This window comes from Candidatus Methanomassiliicoccus intestinalis Issoire-Mx1 (assembly GCF_000404225.1).
Lineage (GTDB): Archaea > Thermoplasmatota > Thermoplasmata > Methanomassiliicoccales > Methanomassiliicoccaceae > Methanomassiliicoccus_A > Methanomassiliicoccus_A intestinalis.
In genome coordinates, this window is sequence record NC_021353.1 from 1,018,874 (window position 1) to 1,038,447 (window position 19,574).

A 19,574-nucleotide genomic window follows, 5' to 3' on the forward strand; every position below is an offset into this window, starting at 1 on the left:
GTGCGTTCTCATTTTAGAATGGCCAAGGTAACAATATATGATGATCAGAATCAAGTGGTCGGAGAAGTTGACCCAGTATATAATTTAGATATCTGGGATGAGGAATCTCAGAGCTTCAACGCCGGTAATCCTGAAGTACACCTGGGAATCACAAAACTATCCTGCAATTATGTTTTAATCATGTCTGAAGAAGGTGATGCGTACGGGCGTGTGATTACGGCCTTAGATGCAGCCGAAGCGATTATGGATTCAGGCCACCTTGAACTTTTTGAAACAGATTTTTCTGAATTGATAGAGGCTGCCAAGAACCTCAGTGTTGAGGAGATCGTGTTGAAGAAACGGATCATCTCACACGGGCATTACGGCAAAAACTGGGCAATCGTCCTGTCAAAGAGTGATCTTAATCAAATGAATCTGAAAATCGGTGATTATATCGATATAACTAGAAATGATGTGCAGGAGCCTGTAATCTTGACTAAAAGGATTACTGATGTGCAGGGCCGCACATCAAGTGAGATAAGACTATCTAAACAGGATCTGGAAAAGCTTGGTCTGCAAGCCGGAGATCTCGCCGAGTTTCGAATAAAACAAAACATCTTTTGACCCACCACCGGCGAAAGTGAATTTCCGGCAGTGGGACGGGACATGCCCGACAGATGTTGATAAGGCATCTGCAAAATCAAAAGCATGATCGAGGGATAAATATCTTTTTATTTTGACTCACACACCGATAATCTTGCAATAATCAACAGTTAGAGAGTCGATATTAGCCGATTATTAGAAAGCGTTAAATAATAGTCTCGTGTTTTAGGCATTGTTGCGAGAATGATAACCTCGTAGAAAAAAGGAAAGTGAAATCATGGAGAAACTCAACATAATAATCAAAGAGGATATGGCAGATAGCTATACGCCGTACAACAAGGATTTCGTTTTTAAAATAAAACGGGGAATCGGCGGGGCTAAATGGAATGCGTCTCTTAAATGCTGGAGCGTACCAAGTGACTGTGTTGATGCTGTCAGAGATATTATGAAAGAGGTATACGGACATGATGACACTGGCGGCCCGGCTGAAACAGTCTCAATCAGACTTAGATTTGAAGAAGAATTCGCGGAATGTCATGGTGATGTTACTCTTTTCGGGCGATGTCTGAGCCATGCGTACGGCAGAGACAGCGGAGCAACCTGCGGATCCGGTGTGAATTATATAAAAGGCTATCCAAAAAGTGGGGGAAGTATGAAGAACTGGTGTTCCGTGGTTCCGGCTGGTGCAGAGATCTCTCTCAAAAATGTACCAAAAATACTTTATGAATCATATCAGCCCATCAAAAATATCATCGTAGACTTAGAAGGGACAGAAATCAATGCTGACTCACTGCTAGCTGAGAAAGAACGGCTAAACGCAAGAATTGCTGAGATAGATAAGCTACTAGCAGATGCAGAATTTCATCGAACGATGCTTAGATGCATACCACAGACTCATTGAGCAGTATAGGAGTATACCTATTGACGATGTTTCGTTAAGCTGTGCTTTACATTGAAAATATATAGAATACTTCTCCAAAAGAACGTTCCATAGATCTCATGAGGATCAAATTCGCTGTGCACAGGGGCGAAACATATTATGCATGAATGCATTATACAACTGCTTAAGCTGCGACACTATCTTTCACCAAATCATAGTTTTGTGGCTTAAGCACTCTTTTTTTAACATGTCAACGATGGTAACAGCACTAAGTCTGCATTGGAAAAGCTGTCAAAAGAAGATATGCAGAATCAGTCAAGATTCTGCTACAACAATTGTCGAAGATAAGCCGGTTATCTGTGATTTAAGGAGGTACTTTCACACCTTTTAGGAAAAAATATCCCGGTGATTTTACACTAAAAATAATTAGCCAGCATATTTTTTACAGGCCGAAGGTACTTTCACCGACCTCCCCATTAACTTTATATTTTTCAGTCCTGATAATCAGTTTGGTGAAAGATAGTGTCGCTTGGTATTAATCAAACCAAGTCCAGTGTTAGCGATAGTGCTGGACTCAGCGAAGAAGAACAGAGGATAGAATACTGGAAACGGATACGAAAAAAGATCCCCGAGGAATATGACGACCATCTCTGGGCAGTAGATCTCCTGCTGGAAATCCTGCAGGACGAACTTGAGTCAAAGAAGAGGTGATATATACGAGCCGTCGCGATTCCCCGTCCGGTGGTTCCTATGAATCATATGATGGAACCTCTGTGGTCAAAACCCCTTCTAAAACCCCTTCCAAACCCGATTCAAAACCCAAAAAACGAGGAAGAAAAAGGGGGGCTAGGTCAATGGGACCTCATCCGTTCTTGACCTATGCTCTAAAATATATCGAGTCCGTCAAAACTGTGCGATCTGAAGCTACAATCGCAGACATGAGAAGAAGATACAGAAATATAAACTATGATCTGGAGTATTTAAAGAAAGAAGGGCGCATTAAAAGCACAAGCCCTATGAAACTGACGGATGTAGACATTCTCGAATATATCAACCTCTTAATGTCTGGAGAAGGACCGGGGAGAGAAGGAAAAAATAAACCTCTCAAAGCCAAATCAATCCATCACAATTTGGGATTGATCAATGATCTGTGCAAATATGCAAACGGCACAGACCTCATCGCACAGGTGAAACACAGACATGCTGCGTCAGTCCCTAAGATCCATTACACCAGACTGCCTCCCATGTCTCCTCATGACACGAGGGCGATCATTGAAGCAGCGAATAAGGTGAAAAGTGAAAACTGGAGGCACATGGTCGCGTATGCAATGACGATAGTATCAATATCCGGAGGTCTGCGAAACAAAGAACTGCGCATGGCAAACCTCTCTGATTTAGATCTTGATGCGGAAACCATCTATACGGAGCATGTCAAAGGCGAAGACACATACGGACAGGCTAGAACTGCTCCGATAAACCCACTCGCGATTCCGTTTCTTCGCAGGTATGTAGACGCAAGACAAAGAGAGCTGACTAAAAGAGGCGTGAGGACTCCGGTTCTTTTCCCTGCTTTGAGCCAGAAGAGCGGCACCACCGACCGTGAAATGTATAGATATTCAATAAACGGCACGACCTGTCTGAGAAGAATAGTGATGGCTGAAACAGGGATAAAGTATGATTTAAGAAAGTGCAGAAGGACATTTGGACAAGCGCTGAAAAATGATGGCGCTTCAATTGAAGCAATAAGTGTCTCGATGGGACACTCCAGTACAAAAACCACAGAGAAGTCGTATGCAAGGATGACAAATGAATGTGCAATCGCAGAAGCACAAGAAGTTTGGCATAAGACCCAGGTACCCAATCCGTCTCTTACGCCACAATTTGAGACTGCTCCTGCGACTATTGAGCCCGAACCTACAAATTCCCCGCTGATTGGGCAGAAAAAATGGGATCCTGGCTATGCTTAAAAGTGCGAGCGCCGGGATTCGAACCCGAGTTCTAACCTTGGCAAGGTTAAGTGATAACCAGCTACACCACGCTCGCTTAGTATCCCAGAGATATTCTTCTTCCATTTAAATATTACTGTTTATTCTCACTCCAATAAGCTGTTCAGACCTTTCTAGTCTTGATTAGATACACATCAATTATGTAGAATGCAATTCCGAAACCAATTAAAACAGCTAAAGATCCCCAAGGAAATACCCATCCAAGAGCTGATGCTCTTACACACATGCTCGCGTGTGTTAAAGGGAATAAATACAGGATGTACTGGAATAAAGCCGGAACTGAAGATACGGAGAAGAATGTTCCGCAGAGGAAAGTCATCGGCAGAATGACAAGACTGTTGAATGTAGCTAGTGTCTGATGAGATTTAGCTAATAATGCGGCCATTACACCCAAAAATGAGAACGAAAAGCACGATATCAAAAGACACCCAATAAACAACGGCGTCAACATGAGTTCAGGAGACAGTATCAAGCCCATGATGAAGATGATGCTGCAGCTGAGAAGTCCTCTCAAAACGCCCATCATAGATTTACCTAAAATTATAGCAGTAGGCCTAAGGGGACACATCATCATTTCATCAAAACTTTTGTAATACAGCCTCTGCACATTAATTCTTGTCGAGGTGGATGAAAAGGATGATGATAAAGAAGACAGGGCAACAATACCTGGTATAATGAATGCTATGTAACTTATGTCACCGGAACTCATTCCCCTTCCTAAACCATATCCAAAAGTTATCAGATAGAGTATAGGGCTCACAAGGCTTGTGATTAGAATATTGGGAAAATTATGTTTTAGAAATCTAAGATCTGCCCATGAAACATAGTACACTTCTCTTAGAAAATCCAGCATTACATCCCACCAACCGTTTCACCCGTCAATTCAACAAAACAATCTTCCAGATTGGTATTTCGAATGGTGACGGTGGTTCCATCCGGGATCGTACCAGCAAAGTCATTAGCATCAGTTCTTTTTGAAAAATACCGATATGCGGTCTTACCATTCGGGCCATAATACTCTACAGCCGTAGAACCAATCTTGCTGCACAATTCTGGAGGTGTTCCTAGCGCAATGAGCTTACCATGATTTATAATCCCAACTCTGTCACAGAGTGCTTCGGCTTCTTCGATATAGTGTGTTGTAAGGAAAATGGTAGTTCCATCAAAATTAAGCTTCCTTATCAGATCCCACAGCAATCTCCGTGCTTGTATATCCAAACCTACAGTAGGTTCATCTAAGAATAAGATTTTAGGTTCGTGTATCAGAGCACACACGATGGCAACTCTCTTTTTCCATCCGCCCGAGAGAGAATCCACCATCCTATCCATGTATTCTTCCAGACCTACATAAGACGAGAGCTCTGTTATCTTCTTTAGTCTTTCAGATGCAGGAATTTTATGATACATGGCGTGCTGAATCATGTTCTCCTTTACAGTCAAATCTTTATCTAAGCTGATATGCTGCTGAATAACCCCCATTCTGATCTTAGCTTCAAGCGGGTTTTTTAGCAGATTGCATCCATCTACATAGATCTCTCCAGAATCAAAGTTCGTAAGGGTGGATAAAACTCGGACAGTGGTCGTTTTTCCAGCTCCGTTAGGTCCTAGAAAACCAAATATCTCTCCCCGTTTAACAGTTAAATTCAATTTATTTATTGCTATGAAGTTACCGAATTTTTTGACTAAATCATTGACTTCGATAATATTGTTAGACTGTACATCTCTGGTCAATTTACACACACCATTTGATCCATCAGAAGATTATTGGTTAATATATCCAATACTATTTAGACGTGGAGATATGGGTATACATATTTAACTATTTTTATCACCAATTTTTGAGGATAATGATCAACACAGAGATGTTCATCCATTAGTCACGGCGCATGTACATATCTGCCTTAGATTATATTGAATTACGTATATGGAATGATTATCCATCGTATAACACATTGACTCTGTAAAAGTAAAAATAGAATCACGTCTATATTAGAATGGTGTAAAATTGGCTAGAGAACCTGTAGTAATAAAACTTCCAAAGTCCATTATAAGTTATATTGACACTAAAGTATGTGATGGAGAGTTCATCAGCAGGACCGATTTTATAAGATATGTCATGAGATGGAACATTGAAAGAGATGATGAGCAGTAATCAATATTTCATTCAATATTAATCAAATTCTTCTCTGTCAGTCATCTCTAAATTTATAGAGATAATTATACAAGTACTGCAGACTGCAGCTGTTTTAATGGTTTTTTTAGTGATCAGATAATACTCCACACATCAACAACTGGAAACAATAGCCTATATGTAAGATAATGATGGATCTAGTATCCAATACTCTTAAATGCTAAAAACATATGCACTATTTGTTGGATTACATATCCAAGTGTGAAAAAGCGTCTGTTGGAGGAAAAACATGGAGACTAAAAAATTGCTATTTCCCTTTACAAGTATAGTAGGGCAAGAAGATATGAAAAAAGCTCTGCTTCTAAATATAATAGACCCGAGCATTGGTGGAGTTTTAATAAAAGGGGAGAAAGGGACAGCAAAATCAACGATGGTACGATCTTTAGTCCAGATACTTCCAGAACGTAAAACTGTAAAAGGATGTGTTTTTAACTGCAACCCAGACAGCCCGGAAACGATGTGTCAATATTGTCAAGAAAAACTTTCAAAAGGAATCGACCTGGAGGAAGAATATACTCCTATGAACGTAGTAGAGCTCCCACTGAGTTCTACCGAAGATAGAGTTGCTGGAACTCTAGATCTTGAGCATGTTTTAAAAACGGGAGAGAAAAAATTTGAACCTGGTGTCCTGGCTCAAGCAAACGGCAATCTTCTGTATGTGGATGAGGTAAATTTATTGGATGATCATATAGTAGATCTTCTTTTAGACTCAGCAGCAATGGGTGTAAATTATGTAGAAAGAGAGGGAGTATCATTTTCACATCCCTCTCGATTTATATTGGTAGGTACTATGAATCCAGAAGAGGGAGATCTTCGCCCACAGCTCCTGGATAGATTTGGATTATCCGTGAATGTAAAAGGTGAGAAAGAAATCGATGAGCGTGTAGAAATTGTCAAAAGACGGTTGCTCTTTGATCAAGACCCAGAAAAATACCTAAAAACATGTGAGTCAAATCTTACTGAAATGACACAGCAGATTATATCTGCCAGACACACTCTGAAAAGTATTTTTGTGGACGATATCCTCCTGCAAAAGATAGTCAAGACCACTACACACTTTGGAATAGATGGACACCGTGCGGATATAACTCTTATAAAAGCTTCTAAGGCAAACGCTGCCCTTCAGGGAAGATTGGAAGTAACAGACGTTGATGTAAAAGAAACCGCTCCATTGGTTTTGATGCATAGAATGAGAAGACGTCCATTTGAAGAATCAGTTCTTGATCTGGAGGAACTGGACGAATGTCTTCAGAGTCTTTGAACAGAACGATCTTTTTTCCGTTTTCTGCAATATACGGAATGAACGATGCCAAAAAAGCGCTGATATGTGCACTCGTCAACCCGCAGATTAAATCAGTCCTTATCAGAGGTCCGTCTGGAGTTGCTAAAACAACTGTCGTACGTGCGATTACAGAATGCATACCTGATAAAAAATTGATAAACGTGCCATTAAACGCTACAGAGGAGCAGATTTTTGGCGGTATAAATATCGAAAAAACATTAAAAAATGGAGTTATTGAAGAAGAAGTTGGATTATTGCTCAGATCTAACGAAAATATTGCTTATATCGATGATATCAATCTCTTTGACAGCAGTATACTCATATCTATCCTGAACATGCTGCATGCCAACAAACTCATTGTAGAGCGAGAGGGAATATCATCCAGTCACGACTTTAATGGATTATTGATAGGTACGATGAATCCAGCTGACTCAGATCTAAGCTCTCATATTCTGGATAGATTTGACATCTGCATATGCATCAACGAAGAAGATGATATTGCAGCAAAGGAAGAAATTTTGAGACGAAATTTAGAATTTGACAATGATCCAGTAAAATTTAGACATAAGTATCATGATGAAGAGACTACTATCATCGACACTATTGAAAAAGCAAAGAAATTACTTCCATACGTCACGATTTCAGACGACCTTATTTCAATTATTGTTGAATTATGCATCAATATTGGATCAGAAGGTCACCGCGGAGACATTTCTACATTAAACACTGCATTAACACTTGCAGCATTAAATGGACGTGAAGAAGTATCCAGAAAAGATGTTGAGGAAGCGGCCATGTTATGTCTATCCCACAGACGTGACTATACTCCAAATCCTCCCCCACAAAGGAATGCAGACAATGAAGACGACCCTGATACCAATGAACAGTCAGAAGAGAATTCTCAGGATGATCTGCCAAATCAAAAAAATAATAATGAAAAACAACAAGATGATAATGACACTCCGGAAAAAAATGATACCAACCAAAGCAATAATGACATTCAGAAAATGGATGACCTCATGTTTCAGATTGGTAATCAATTCAAATTAATTAATTATTTAGGAAACAATAGACTGCGTATTGTAAAGACTAAGAGCAGAAAAGGCAGAAGGGATGTTGTAGAGAGTGGGGATAAGACTGGCAGATATGCAAGATACAGAGTTCCAAAGGATTTCCCACGAGATATTGCATTTGATGCAACGATCAAAGCTGCTGCACCTTTTCAAAAATGCAGAGATAAAGGAGATTTATGCATAACTATAAAAGATTCTGATCTAAGAGAAAAAGTCAGAGAAAGACGATGCGGCTGTACATTATTATTCTTAGTAGATGCAAGCGGCTCACTCGGCGTGAGAAAGAGAATGATCGCCGTTAAGGGAGCAATTTTATCGATGCTGAAGGAGAGCTACGTGAAAAGGGATAGAATTGGCATGATGGCATTTAGAAGAGACTCTGCAGAACTGATACTTCAGCCAACTAAATCTGTAGAATATAGCTATAAAATGCTGGAGGATCTTCCAACTGGCGGAAAGACGCCTCTAAGTGCAGCACTCATGAAGGCTAATGAGTACATGACTACATATTCCAGATCTCATCCTGGAGAACATTGTTACATTGTGGTACTGACGGATGGCAGAGCAAACGTACCTCTAAAAGATAGCTTCAATGCAAACGATGAAGCACAGACAATCGCCGAGAACATATCAATTCCTGGAGTTAAATGGATTGTCGTAGATACTTGTGCAGGATACCCTCGCTTTGATAACGCAGAGAAATTGGCTGAAAAACTTAGTGCAACTTACTTTAGACTGGAGGAGTTGAATGCTGAGAATTTATCTCAAAACATACGTATGATTGTAAACTGATGAAAATGCATGAGATTCTGAAAAATAGATAGAGATATTAACGATGTCTGCGTTATATTATCCAATGATTGCTTCTGACAGCAATGAACTTTTCAATGTGATCGAAAAATACTGTCACATTCATAATGAACTGTGTGATTTTAGCACGATCTGGCATTATACCTCTGCAGAGGGTTTTAAAAGTATCATTGAAGAGGGAGAGGTTCATTTCACACACAATGCTTTTTTAAACGATTCCACAGAAAGAACTCACGTTTTTGACATTGTAGAGACTGTTTTAGAGTCATATTCTGATGATTCAAGTAAAAATGAATTCACAGAACACCTTTTAGAATTATTTCATAAAAAGAAAGAAGATCCAGACGGTGTAGATTTTATAGATCCAGATGAAGTGCAGATATTCATATTTTCGTGTTCATTGGATAAAGATAGCCTTCCGCTTTGGAACCATTATTCAAAGAATCCTGCAAAAGCGGGATTCAGCATTGGTCTGGATGTAAATGAGATTATAAAAATGCAGTTTAGAGAAAAGATGCTTTACGGGATAGGTTCAAACCTTTATCCAGTAATCTATGATGATTTAGAAAAAGAGAATCTTGTTAAGGAAATATGCGATGCAGCATACAGTCTCTGGAATCTGGATGATGTCAATAAAGATGAAATCATCAAAAAAACATATGCTGCGATAAGGATTGCAGGGGCATTTTTAAAACATAAAGCCTTCGAGTCAGAACATGAAGCTAGATACATATTTTACATACAAAATAAAAGTATAGAGAGCATCAAAGATATAATAAAATTCAGAGACATGCATGGAATATTTACTCCATATGTAATTGTACCATTCATCAATGATAAGACATTGAAAGATGTGATTATCTCACCAACTCTTAAGTCTAAACAGGCTAAGAGCTATGCTGATTTATTCTTAAAGATGAATGGATACAATATGACCTCAAAGACATCACAAGTTCCATTAAGATTCTAAAAAAATTAAGATAACCGTCTTAAGACGGCTATTGTGAAATTGCTATGAGAATATCTCCGATTTGAATAGTCTCAACAGATTGTCCCATCAGCATTAGTTTTCTTTCTAATTCGATGAACTCATTTGGTATAGAAACTATGCTGCCATCAGACATGTTTAGAACCAATGGTCCAGACTTAAGAGATTCTGCTGCCTTTTGAGGATCCATTGATGATAATATCTGCAGAATCTCTTTACCTTGTGTTTTAAAGGCGGGGCCAATCTTAGACTTGATTGGTTTTATAGCGCAAACTTCCTCTTCAAGTTCTGCGTCATGCAGCATTTCTAGATTCAAAGCCCGAGAAGTCTCTCTGATATCTTCAGCATATTCACCTAATTTTGTCGCTCCCGGACCAATAAGTTCAATGGATTTGAGCTCTTGATTCAGGGGGATCTTATTTTCGGATTTCCAAGATCTTACAGCCGAGATTATCTCCTTTACAATATCTCCGTTTTCCCTTTCGTCCTTTAATTCAAGAGGTTTAGGCCATTCAGATACGTGTATGCTCTTGAATCCATCCATGTCCTTGAAATCCTGATAAATATCCTCTGTGACATGAGGAAGGAAAGGAGCAAACATCTTTGCAATGCCCAGAGTTACTGTATACAGCGTAAATAGAACACCATCATCCGGATTTTTAGTTCTGTGTTTTATCATTTCCAGATAATGATCAGCATATTCGTGCCAGGCAAAATCTTCGATTTCTCTCATTGCTTTGTCGAACTGATAGTTTTCATACAGCTCGGTAACTTTTTCTACAGTATCTGAGTATTTTCCTAAGATCCAGAGGTCTACTGCATGAAGATTTGTCTGATGCGGTTTTTCTTTAACAACCATTGATGTAAACTTGCCGATGTTCCATAGTTTTGTACAAAGTCTCTTTCCGTGGATTACATCTTTTTCTCTGAATGCATTGTCTTCGCCTAGCGCACAGGTGCACGCGTAGTAACGCATTGCATCTGCACCGTACTCTTCAAGTATCGGCATAGGATCAATAACATTACCTAAAGAAGAGTGCATTGGTGTTCCGTCTGGAGACATTATAAACCCATGGATCATGATATTATCCCATGGTTTTTGTCCAGTTATTAAATGGCTACGGATCATCGTGTAAAATGCCCAGGTTCTGATAATATCATGACTCTGAGTCCTTAAGGACATTGGGAATAACTTTGAGAACAGTTTCTCGTCACGTCCCCAGAATGTATTGAACAACGGAGATATGCTGGAATCCATCCATGTGTCAAACACATCTTGGCAGCCTACTAATTCTCCGCCGCATTTAGGGCAGCGGTCAACTGGTGGCTTATCTACAGTGGGGTCTACATAACACTCAGATTCCAATGCAGGAACTACTGTTCCGCAGGTTTTACACTCCCATATTGGAATAGGCGTTGCAAAAAACCTTTGTCTCGATATGACCCAATCCCACTGAAGACTGTTTATCCAATCCTCAAGTCTGACTTTCATGAACTGCGGATGCCAGTCGATCTCTTCAGCCATTTTCAGAATATCTTCTTTATAATCCAAGATCTTTAGAAACCACTGAGGAACCTGCAGGAATTCTATCGGAGAGTGACATCTCCAGCAGCATCCAACACTTTGAGGGCAATCTTCTTGTTTGATGACAAGTCCTTCCGATTTTAAATCTTCAATTATTGAAGCTTTAGCATCTGGTACACTCATTCCTTCATATTTTCCAGACAACGCAGTCATCTTGCCCTGCTCATCAATTGCCTTCTCAAGAGGAAGTCCATATTTCATTACCCACTCCAGGTCTGTTTTATCACCTATTGTGCAGATCATGACTATTCCAGTACCAAATGACGGGTCGACTTTTTCATCAGCGATTACTTCGATTTCTTTGTGATATATCGGAGTTATGAGTTTTTTACCAATCAGATCCTTTTTAGTCTCATCATCTGGATGAACCGCAATTAGCTGACATGCACATAGTAGTTCAGGACGTGTTGTGGCTATAATTGCATCGTTTTCTTCATCTTTTATTCTAAATTTTATGTAATTGAGCTTAGTAACGTTATCTTTGTACTCCACTTCTGCATCAGCAAGTGCAGTTATGCAGGAGGGACACCAATTAACTGGATACGTCCCTTTGTAGACTAATCCCTCTTCCAATAATCTTAGGAATGTGATCTGTGTAATTCTGCGATAATATGGCGCATCCGTCTGAAAATATATGGATGGATCCATGCTTTCGCCTAGAATCTCAAATTGGTGCGTCATTTCTTCAATGAATGAATTGGCAAATTCAGAACACAGCTGGATATATTTTTGACGTGGAACAGTAAGTTTAGTGATTCCATATTTTTTCTCAACTTTGATCTCTGTGGGCGTCCCGTTGACATCAAAACACAGTGGGAAAAACACATTATGCCCGCGCATTCTTTTGTAACGCGCTACAAAGTCTATTAGAGAATAGCCAGTAGCATGTCCTAGATGAAGAGATCCCGATGTATACCGGGGAGGATTGTCAATGCTAAATACTGGCTTATCTGATTCTGGATCAAATCTATAAAGATTATTATCTTTCCAGTATTTTTGCCACTTATGCTCAGTAGAGACAGCTTCATATTGGGTCATAGCATACGGATGGAATGATAAAACCGCATAAAAGGTTTGCTAACCCTGGATGTGAATACAAAGGGGTTTTAGAGAGATGTTACTCTCTCTGTTTATTATCGGATTCCATATTTTCTGATTTTATACAGAATTTTAAGGCTTCCAATACGTATTCTTCACGGTCTCTAAACTTGCCCTTTGAAACCTCCTCATCGATTTTGTCTAAAATCTTCAGAGGAATTTCAACCATTATTGATGCGTCTTCATTGCTTGCCATATTTTCCCTTCTTGATATCTATAGTTGAAAATATTCAACATAGTTGTTTGTAGTTCTACTCATAAATATTTTTCATCTGATACTGGTAATTTAAAGACTTATTTTCGAATCTACACCACACAATCTACAGCCATATACTAATTATTTATCACTGCAGACTAAGTTTTAATAATCGATTAAAATCACAAATCAACAAATGTGTACAATCAAATATATAACAAGATATCAAAAAAGTGGCTGACAGCGTCTCATGGTTCCCGCGGGCTCGCGCACCGCAGTACAACATGAAACGCAGGCGGACTTAACTTCCGGGTTCAGATGGGACCGGGTGTATCCCCGCCGCTCTGGCCGTCATACCAATACAGTGGATACATATCCACTATATAAACAATTCTATGCAATATTAAAAAGATAAATAAAAGGGGTATTGGATTTTACCAGTGTCCAATACTCCTTATTTTCTTGCGACGGTCTAACTTTTCTTCTTTCTGTCCAATAACCATCCTTTCGAATCTTTCCATAAGATCCTGGGTGGCCTTGACAATATCCCAATCGACCGCAGATGCAACTAATGTTTTATCTCCAACCATCATACGCCCGTTGAGGGAATATTTGAAGTTTACACCTTGTGCATGATACTTAGTGACATGCATTGTAAACATTGTTGGCTTGGAAATTTTTGCTATTTTTTGTAATGATGCGGAGATCTCCCTCTCGATAGACTCAAGAGCGAACTTATCTTCCTGGTCCATACCTGCAATTTGGGTATAAACCATATCACGTTCTTTTAGAGAAGCGATCAGTTCTACAATGTCGTATTTGGACAGGATTCCTTCCAGGTTTCCAGATTCTGATACCACTGGAAGGGTTGAAATATTGTATTTAACCATTTCCTGGATAGCAGTACCTATGTATGCCCTGGGTCCGATAGTACGGACAGAATCAAGTGCGACTGAAGATACCGTCATGTCTACTGGCTCGCTTTGACCAGATACTTCTCCGCTGCTTTCTCTCTGTTTTTTTCTCCAGTTATAGTTAGCAACCTGCTTGATGCCGACTATGCCTGTAAGCCTGCCCTCTTTATCAATGACTGGTAGTGTTTGAAGAGTGTGTGCCCTCATTGATCTGAGTGCAACTTCTACCGAATCCTCAGATAGGACTGTATGAACATCTCCAGTCATAATGTCTTCAACTAAGATGTCTGAGAATTCTTTTATTCCAGCTGCAATGTTTATTAAGTCGGTACGAGACACGACCCCGATAATATTCTGTCCTTTTCTAACTGGTATGTGTCTATATCCGGAAGCAACGAAAGCTTCTGCGATGTCCATCACTGTAGAGTCTAGTGTTATCTCCTGAGGCATTACCATTAGTGTGTTTGCTTTCGTTTCAACTGGTAAATTCCTACGCTTCAGAAGAGTTCTGTAGCTTACTATGCCGAGTAACTCCTTTCCGTCATTACTCACTGGGATTTCATGGAGATCATACTGTCCCATTTTTGTGATAATCTCAGAGAGCTGCTCGTCGGACCCTACATACTCGAAATCCTTCTGGACAAAATCTTCAACTTTTATCTTCTCCAGAAGGGACCTGAGCCTTTCCCGTTTTTTAAGTCCCGCTACTTCCTGTGTGTTCATAGTTTACCTCCAGTGGAGAAAATGTTTAGAACAAATCTGCAGCATTTTCTCGTCACACTGCAATTCATTATTGATCTCCTATATTATTTAACATGCTTGAGGATTATCGAATGGGAGATAGATCAAAATAAAAAAAATATGGAAGAATGCATCCAATGGATGCATCCTTTTATTTAACTGGAGTCTTAGTTTTTATCTAAGATTACTTCAAATTTTTTAAAATCAGCTCCGCAAAGTACGGCATTGATTATCTCTGCTGCACCCATGTACTCAATACGTATCTGTTCAGTACTGTCTCTTTCACGCAGGGTTACAGTTCCGTCTTCAAGAGTCTGATAATCTACAGTAATGCACCAAGGAGTTCCAACTTCATCCATTCTAGCGTAGCGTTTGCCTATTGAACCGGTAGAATCATAATACGATTCTATACCGCTGTATCTTATATCCATATCGATCTGCTTAGCAACTTTTTCCAGATCTTCTTTGGGCATAAGCGGAAACACTCCGACTTTTATAGGAGCTACAGCAGATGGAAGTTTAAGAACTGTCTGATCTTCCTTGTCTCTCATATAATATGAATGTTCGAGAACGGAATATATGATCCTATCCAGACCATGTGAAGGCTCTATCACGTGCGGGGTTACTCTCTCACCAGTTACTGTAACCTTCATACGACCGATATCATAAAATTCAGTTCCTAATGAGTATGATTCGCCGTCTACAGTTACAGATACAATGCCGTCTTTTATCGAAGATGGATCGGTTTCTTCCATCGCAGCACCTATGGCTTTTGCCTGATTTTTGAATTTTGGACCAAGGGCACCGTATTTAGGTTTTATAACATCTTTATCGATTTCTTTGGGAGTTTCAAACCTCTTAAATGCAGTCATATCGGAGCTGGAAAACTGTGCGTGCCTTGAAAGATCCCAGCAGCCACGGTCTGCGATACCTACAATTTCTGTCCAGCCATATGATAACATTACTTCAGCATCCCAGCAGTCTGAAGCATAGTGTGCCATTTCATCGTGCTCATGCTGTCTGAATCTCAGTTTTTCCCTATCAATTCCCACGCTGGTCAGAAAAGCCTGGGTGAGCCAGACAAAATATGCCAAAACTTCATTGCAGATTATTTTCTGATTTACTGCATCTTCAACCGAGATCTTCAGGTCCCTTCCATCTGCAGCATGCAGTGTCAAGATTTCATCTTTAATATCTTCAAATCGCGGCCATGTTTTATCTTCTGGATCTACGAAAAGTTCACATTCCATCATATTGAACTCGCGTAACCTGATTATACCCTGTCTTGGAGAAATCTCATTCCTATATCCTCTTCCAGTCTGAATGACTCCAAGAGGTAGTTTTTCCCTGTTATATCTGTAAAGATTTGGGAAATTTACGAAAATTCCCTGTGCAGTTTCAGGCCTCAGATAGCCGGTACGCCCGCTCCCAGGTCCGATTGTTGTTTTAAACATCAGATTAAACTCTTCTACAGATGACAAGACGCCCTTGCACGTGGGGCATACTACATTATTTTCTTTTATCAGTTTATCCAAGGCAGCTTCATCAAGTGTATCCGGATTTGGATGGAGCCCCTTCACCAGATGATCTGCACGAAATGCTTCATCACATGCTGTGCATTTAACCATCTTGTCTGCAAATTCATCTACATGACCAGATGCTTTGAACACGATCTCTGGACCTACAGTTTCGGAGTCGATTTCAATAAATCCTTCTCCAAGTGTATAGAGTCTGCGCCAGACTTCCATGATATTGTTCTTTAGAGTTGAACCAAGCGGTCCATAATCATACATTCCAGCAACTCCACCATATATTTCGTATGATGGAAAAAGAAAACCCCTTCGTTTACACAGGGAAAGAATATCTGAAGAATCCATATCATCTGACTCCATATATCGGGTGGCACAACAGTAACTGTGTGCCAGCCCGATCATTCTAGAGCAGATACTAAAACATTCCGATATTATTGCACCAATTCAGATATGATGTCTGTATCGTACAGCATACCAATAAGGACGTCTTTGGAATCTACCACTGGCAGCTGTCCAAAGTCATTACGCCTCATGATCCTAGCAGATTCTACAACTGATGTTTTACTGAATACTGTTGTTGGGTGTGGGATCATTATGTCTCTTACAGGAATAGCCGGCAATTCTACCTTGGATATTTCAAACCACATTTTCATAACGCCTTTCAGTCCTTCCCAGCTCCATTCATCTTCATCACTGGCGATTCCCATGGCGGTAATTGTGCTGGATCCATTTATCAGGCTCTTATTGAATATATCGCGATCAGTCAGAATTCCAGAAAGTCTGCCGTTTTCATCCAATGTTGGAAGAGCATTTACATTACTGGCACGAAAAGTGGCCAATGCTACTCTCAGAGGAGAGTCTTGAAAGATTGGAACGCATGGAGATATAGCAACATCTTCGACAGAGATGTTTCCACCTCGTTTTTCTACTTCATGAAGAAGATCAGTAGGTGTCAGAATCCCAACCAAATGCTTATTTTCAACTACTGGCATGTGAGTAACATGTGTTTCCAAGATTCTCTCGGCTGCATATTCTATTGAATCGTCTGGTGACAGAGTCTCTGGATTTTTCTTCATGATTATTGCAAGCTGATCCTCATCTGGTTTTGTAAAGATGTCATCACGAGTTATCATGCCTACAAGTTCCCCTCCATCCTTTTTCACAATCGGAATACCTGTGAGGTTGTGGGTGACCATCAGTTTTATGACATCAGTACGAGAGCCTGGCACCTGTGAGACAATTGGATTGTGCGTCATTACATCTTTAATTTTTGTCATCAGCATCCTCCTTCTCTTGTGGTGAACGTATGATGAGAACTGGGCATGGAGAGTACCTTACTACGCGCTCTGCAACACTGCCTAAGAGTAATTTGGAGATTCCGCTGCGACCGAGCGTCCCCATCACAATCAAATCGTTTTCTTTTGCTTCTTCAATGATTTTCTTAGATGGAGAACCTTCCAGAATCTTTGATGTTACTTTGACTCCAAGTTTTTCTCCTTCAGATTCGATATAACTGACTGCAGCTTTTCCTTCTTTTTCAAGAAGAGAAAATATGCTTACGATCGTAGAATCCATTGAGAAGTTAACGAATGCTGTCTGATCTACGACATACAATGCCGTCACTTCTGCATTCATCTGTTTAGCTAATGCCAAACCAGTTGTAATTGCTGGTAGCGTGTTCTCGCTTCCATCCGTAGGTATAAGTATCTTAGTAAATTGACTCATTTCATCCACCTCTCCAAACTTTATTATCTAGGCAAACCAGTAATGGTGAAGTACCGGCATTTCTCAGCACTAAATCTGTAATGGGATCTCCACCTTTATCTTCAATTACCACGAAATTGCACAGATCTCTCGGTTTTATCCATATCTTCTGCTTATGATTTATAATTTTTCGCCCATTACAAGTAATCATTCTGACTACTTCATCCAGATCAGAAACTCCCTGCCTTCTTAAAAGCCTGCCGGCAAATTCTGCTTCACACAGAATGTCAGGCATGCAGATCATAGCATTATCTGTCCCCAAAGCTACAGATACGCCCTGATCCAGCATTTCCTTTAATGGCGGTTCAGAACCAAAGAACATGTTCGAACGAGGGCAGGCTACGATCGGAACATTTTCATCTGCGCAGGCTTTTAGATCTTCTTTAGTTGCCTTAGTCATATGAACCAAAAATGATGGTTTTAGGTCCAACACAGCACCGATGTCTTCTCTTATACGTTCTGAACAATGTATACCAAACAACTTTCCTTTGGACCTGGCGAGCTTTGACAGATTCATCAAATCTTCATATTTCCAATCCGATATGGAAGAAGGTCCTACTCCATCCGATACATCCAGTAGAACTGATAGTTCCTCTGCATCGAATGTTACCGGTTTTCCCATAATAACTGGCTGCGCCCATGTCAAATGAGAAAGAATCTTGGCTCCAGAGATGCTCCCTTCCCTAAAATCTATGAATGAGGTTACGCCGCGTTTAAACATATATTCAGAAACTTTCTCAATTCCACATCTGAGCACACTTTCTGGCGTCTTATTTAACATTTGATACTTGAACCCGTTCGGCGGAGCAACGAGATCTTCTAAAGAAAGACTTAGATCCACCGGCACGATATAATCTGCAACATGGGTGTGAGCATTTGTAAATGCTGGAATGATCAGCCCCTTGACATCTGCATCCTCAGACGGTCCTTCGCACACTTCAGTCACTATTCCATTCTCAAAACATATGTGACCCTCAACGAAACCATCTTCTGTGTAGATCCTGCCGGAGGCGCAATTCATATCATGTCAACTACAAACGATTATTTTATGTTGACTTTACTGCACTCGATTCGGAAGATTATGCGCAGTCTTTTTATAGAACCATTCTTTTAGACATTAGCGAGGTTACTCACATGGTAGTAAAGATAAACACTGATGATTGCGTATTGTGTGGAGCTTGTGAAGATGCATGCCCTCAGTCAGCTATTAAGGTGACTGATACTATTGTAGTAGACACAGATGCCTGTGTAGACTGCGGAACATGCGTTGATGAGTGTCCCAACGGTGCTATATCTGAATAAACAAGATACATACGGGGACTGGTCTCCCCGGCTTATTTTCTTATATATTTTTTAGTTACTTACGGTTTTTACGATGCGTGCATTCATTTCGTTGAATTTATTGTGCGATGAGTCTATATCTAAGGTTCTTGCGGATTTAAACAGCATAGGTGTTAAAACAGTAAATTCAAATCAGCTTCATATAACCTTGAAATTTTTAGGAGACATTGATAAAAAACATGTAGACAATATTAGTAAGGCTGTTGAAGCAACAGCTGATGTATTCCATCGATTTGATATGAAGATAAACAAGGTAGGAACATTTCCTAGAAAGGATGGATCGGGCATAGTCTGGATCGGATCTGACGACCAAACAGTAATTGACATATCTAAAAAGCTCGATGAGTTATTGTATTCAAATGGGATCGATCGTGAAAATAAACCTTTTAAAAATCATGTAACTATTGCAAGACCAAAACATGACATTAAAAATATTAATGAATACCTGAACTCAAGGGAATATCATTTTAAAGAACAAACCATTAATTCAATGTTTCTCATGAGCAGCGTTCTGACTCCCGCTGGTCCGATATACACCATAGAGAAAGAATATCCACTCATTTCAGATAATCTCTGAATCCAAATAAAATA

19 protein-coding genes, 1 tRNA gene and 1 rRNA gene are annotated in these 19,574 nt (G+C 39.9%); 10 read left to right on the plus strand and 11 right to left on the minus strand.

Translation table 11 applies throughout. The features are described 5' to 3' along the window. Positions 1-18 precede the first annotated feature (18 nt). From H729_RS04945 to H729_RS04960, 4 genes are all read left to right on the plus strand, one after another. On the plus strand, positions 19-603 hold the full coding sequence (locus H729_RS04945) for a hypothetical protein (protein WP_020448903.1): 585 nt from the start codon (positions 19-21) through the stop codon (positions 601-603). A 256-nt stretch (positions 604-859) separates the two neighbouring features. Beyond that, positions 860-1,483, plus strand: coding sequence for a hypothetical protein (locus H729_RS04950; protein WP_020448904.1), 624 nt, complete (start codon positions 860-862; stop codon positions 1,481-1,483). 501 nt (positions 1,484-1,984) lie between these two features. Next, a complete protein-coding gene (locus H729_RS04955; RefSeq protein WP_020448905.1) occupies positions 1,985-2,173 on the plus strand; it encodes a hypothetical protein in 189 nt (62 codons plus the stop codon). Between the two features lie 143 nt (positions 2,174-2,316). Further along, a complete protein-coding gene (locus H729_RS04960) occupies positions 2,317-3,429 on the plus strand; it encodes a tyrosine-type recombinase/integrase (RefSeq protein WP_020448906.1) in 1,113 nt (370 codons plus the stop codon). A 3-nt stretch (positions 3,430-3,432) separates the two neighbouring features. Here the strand turns inward: H729_RS04960 and H729_RS04965 are convergent. From H729_RS04965 to H729_RS04975, 3 genes are all read right to left on the minus strand, one after another. Then, positions 3,433-3,505: transfer RNA gene (locus H729_RS04965), tRNA-Gly, on the minus strand. A gap of 66 nt (positions 3,506-3,571) precedes the next feature. After that, the gene (locus tag H729_RS04970) at positions 3,572-4,321 is read right to left on the minus strand and encodes an ABC transporter permease (RefSeq protein WP_020448907.1); all 750 of its coding nucleotides are present in this window, start codon (positions 4,319-4,321) and stop codon (positions 3,572-3,574) included. Continuing rightward, the gene (locus H729_RS04975) at positions 4,321-5,208 is read right to left on the minus strand and encodes an ABC transporter ATP-binding protein (protein WP_394295667.1); all 888 of its coding nucleotides are present in this window, start codon (positions 5,206-5,208) and stop codon (positions 4,321-4,323) included. Before H729_RS04975 ends, H729_RS04970 begins: the two co-directional genes overlap by 1 nt. A gap of 265 nt (positions 5,209-5,473) precedes the next feature. On the opposite strand from H729_RS04975, the gene H729_RS09980 reads away from it, so the two are divergent. The 4 genes from H729_RS09980 to H729_RS04990 all read left to right on the plus strand — a co-directional run bounded on the left by H729_RS09980 (position 5,474) and on the right by H729_RS04990 (position 9,794). Then, positions 5,474-5,620 (plus strand): hypothetical protein, encoded by a 147-nt coding sequence (locus tag H729_RS09980; RefSeq protein ID WP_020448909.1) that lies wholly within the window; start codon positions 5,474-5,476, stop codon positions 5,618-5,620. Positions 5,621-5,888: 268 nt separating this feature from the next. After that, entirely contained in the window at positions 5,889-6,920 is a 1,032-nt protein-coding gene (locus tag H729_RS04980; protein WP_020448910.1) for an ATP-binding protein, read from the plus strand. Next, positions 6,902-8,806, plus strand: a complete 1,905-nt coding sequence (locus H729_RS04985) for an AAA family ATPase (RefSeq protein WP_020448911.1) — start codon at positions 6,902-6,904, stop codon at positions 8,804-8,806. The genes H729_RS04980 and H729_RS04985 overlap by 19 nt, the downstream gene beginning before the upstream one ends. 43 nt (positions 8,807-8,849) lie before the next feature. Then, on the plus strand, positions 8,850-9,794 hold the full coding sequence (locus H729_RS04990) for a DUF2971 domain-containing protein (protein ID WP_020448912.1): 945 nt from the start codon (positions 8,850-8,852) through the stop codon (positions 9,792-9,794). Positions 9,795-9,822: 28 nt separating this feature from the next. Here the strand turns inward: H729_RS04990 and H729_RS04995 are convergent, their stop codons facing one another. The 8 genes from H729_RS04995 to H729_RS05025 form a co-directional block, all read right to left on the minus strand. Then, positions 9,823-12,435, minus strand: a complete 2,613-nt coding sequence (locus H729_RS04995) for a valine--tRNA ligase (RefSeq protein ID WP_020448913.1) — start codon at positions 12,433-12,435, stop codon at positions 9,823-9,825. A 79-nt stretch (positions 12,436-12,514) separates the two neighbouring features. Continuing rightward, positions 12,515-12,691 (minus strand): hypothetical protein, encoded by a 177-nt coding sequence (locus tag H729_RS09985; protein WP_020448914.1) that lies wholly within the window; start codon positions 12,689-12,691, stop codon positions 12,515-12,517. A 235-nt stretch (positions 12,692-12,926) separates the two neighbouring features. Further along, a 5S ribosomal RNA gene (gene rrf, locus H729_RS05000) occupies positions 12,927-13,047 on the minus strand. A gap of 78 nt (positions 13,048-13,125) precedes the next feature. After that, positions 13,126-14,328 carry a CBS domain-containing protein gene (locus H729_RS05005; RefSeq protein WP_020448915.1) on the minus strand — a complete coding sequence of 401 codons (1,203 nt, stop codon included), beginning with the start codon at positions 14,326-14,328 and terminating at the stop codon, positions 13,126-13,128. 185 nt (positions 14,329-14,513) lie between these two features. After that, complete coding sequence (gene glyS / locus H729_RS05010) at positions 14,514-16,223, minus strand: glycine--tRNA ligase (RefSeq protein ID WP_020448916.1); 1,710 nt, start codon at positions 16,221-16,223, stop codon at positions 14,514-14,516. An 86-nt stretch (positions 16,224-16,309) separates the two neighbouring features. Beyond that, positions 16,310-17,155 (minus strand): CBS domain-containing protein, encoded by an 846-nt coding sequence (locus H729_RS05015; RefSeq protein ID WP_020448917.1) that lies wholly within the window; start codon positions 17,153-17,155, stop codon positions 16,310-16,312. After that, positions 17,142-17,603, minus strand: coding sequence for a universal stress protein (locus tag H729_RS05020; protein ID WP_020448918.1), 462 nt, complete (start codon positions 17,601-17,603; stop codon positions 17,142-17,144). Before H729_RS05020 ends, H729_RS05015 begins: the two co-directional genes overlap by 14 nt. A 1-nt stretch (position 17,604) precedes the next feature. Further along, positions 17,605-18,663: an amidohydrolase family protein gene (locus H729_RS05025; protein WP_020448919.1), complete on the minus strand. Its 1,059-nt coding sequence runs from the start codon at positions 18,661-18,663 to the stop codon at positions 17,605-17,607. Positions 18,664-18,776: 113 nt separating this feature from the next. Between H729_RS05025 and H729_RS09665 the strand changes: the two genes are divergently transcribed. Together H729_RS09665 and thpR are read left to right on the plus strand one after the other, a co-directional pair. Beyond that, positions 18,777-18,944 (plus strand): 4Fe-4S binding protein, encoded by a 168-nt coding sequence (locus H729_RS09665; RefSeq protein ID WP_020448920.1) that lies wholly within the window; start codon positions 18,777-18,779, stop codon positions 18,942-18,944. 73 nt (positions 18,945-19,017) lie between these two features. Next, positions 19,018-19,560 carry an RNA 2',3'-cyclic phosphodiesterase gene (thpR, locus tag H729_RS05030; protein WP_020448921.1) on the plus strand — a complete coding sequence of 181 codons (543 nt, stop codon included), beginning with the start codon at positions 19,018-19,020 and terminating at the stop codon, positions 19,558-19,560. Positions 19,561-19,574: the final 14 nt, after the last annotated feature.

What these genes read in the sequence shown, in the direction of transcription:
- H729_RS05020 (WP_020448918.1), bottom strand. Translation starts at nt 17,603, where the DNA reads ATGAGTCAATTTACTAAGATACTTATACCTACGGATGGAAGCGAGAAC.
- H729_RS04980 (WP_020448910.1), top strand. Translation starts at nt 5,889, where the DNA reads ATGGAGACTAAAAAATTGCTATTTCCCTTTACAAGTATAGTAGGGCAA.
- H729_RS09985 (WP_020448914.1), bottom strand. Translation starts at nt 12,691, where the DNA reads ATGGCAAGCAATGAAGACGCATCAATAATGGTTGAAATTCCTCTGAAG.
- H729_RS04985 (WP_020448911.1), top strand. Translation starts at nt 6,902, where the DNA reads ATGTCTTCAGAGTCTTTGAACAGAACGATCTTTTTTCCGTTTTCTGCA.
- H729_RS04990 (WP_020448912.1), top strand. Translation starts at nt 8,850, where the DNA reads ATGTCTGCGTTATATTATCCAATGATTGCTTCTGACAGCAATGAACTT.
- H729_RS04970 (WP_020448907.1), bottom strand. Translation starts at nt 4,321, where the DNA reads ATGCTGGATTTTCTAAGAGAAGTGTACTATGTTTCATGGGCAGATCTT.
- H729_RS04995 (WP_020448913.1), bottom strand. Translation starts at nt 12,435, where the DNA reads ATGACCCAATATGAAGCTGTCTCTACTGAGCATAAGTGGCAAAAATAC.
- H729_RS05025 (WP_020448919.1), bottom strand. Translation starts at nt 18,663, where the DNA reads ATGAATTGCGCCTCCGGCAGGATCTACACAGAAGATGGTTTCGTTGAG.
- H729_RS04950 (WP_020448904.1), top strand. Translation starts at nt 860, where the DNA reads ATGGAGAAACTCAACATAATAATCAAAGAGGATATGGCAGATAGCTAT.
- H729_RS04945 (WP_020448903.1), top strand. Translation starts at nt 19, where the DNA reads ATGGCCAAGGTAACAATATATGATGATCAGAATCAAGTGGTCGGAGAA.
- H729_RS05015 (WP_020448917.1), bottom strand. Translation starts at nt 17,155, where the DNA reads ATGACAAAAATTAAAGATGTAATGACGCACAATCCAATTGTCTCACAG.
- H729_RS04960 (WP_020448906.1), top strand. Translation starts at nt 2,317, where the DNA reads ATGGGACCTCATCCGTTCTTGACCTATGCTCTAAAATATATCGAGTCC.
- H729_RS05005 (WP_020448915.1), bottom strand. Translation starts at nt 14,328, where the DNA reads ATGAACACACAGGAAGTAGCGGGACTTAAAAAACGGGAAAGGCTCAGG.
- glyS (WP_020448916.1), bottom strand. Translation starts at nt 16,223, where the DNA reads ATGGATTCTTCAGATATTCTTTCCCTGTGTAAACGAAGGGGTTTTCTT.
- H729_RS09665 (WP_020448920.1), top strand. Translation starts at nt 18,777, where the DNA reads ATGGTAGTAAAGATAAACACTGATGATTGCGTATTGTGTGGAGCTTGT.
- thpR (WP_020448921.1), top strand. Translation starts at nt 19,018, where the DNA reads ATGCGTGCATTCATTTCGTTGAATTTATTGTGCGATGAGTCTATATCT.